Genomic DNA, 328 nt, shown 5'->3' on the forward strand with positions numbered 1-328 from the left:
TGCTATTGGGCAATTTTGTGGTGATGCCAAATCACATCCATGGCATCCTCATTTTAGATAATCCTGAAATTCCGAAGGAAGAAAATATTTCCGAAGGAAATAATGAGAAGGGGAAGAATGATTCCCCAGGGAATCATTCCCATAATGATTCCGTACAGACGTTGGATGCAACGTCTCCACAGTCTCCACAGCCTCCCCAAAATCCAAAAGATCCCCAGATGGCAAAAATCTCCCCCAAATCCAATTCTATCTCCACCATCATAAGACCCTATAAATCTGCCACCACAAAACATGCCCACCGGCTGGGAATTGAATTTGAATGGCAAAC

At 43.6% G+C, this 328-nt stretch carries 1 pseudogene; it reads left to right on the plus strand.

The features are described 5' to 3' along the window. Positions 1-328 (plus strand): annotated as a pseudogene (locus HC176_RS18395) (hypothetical protein); the annotation flags it as partial.

This window comes from Tamlana crocina, from assembly GCF_012037625.1.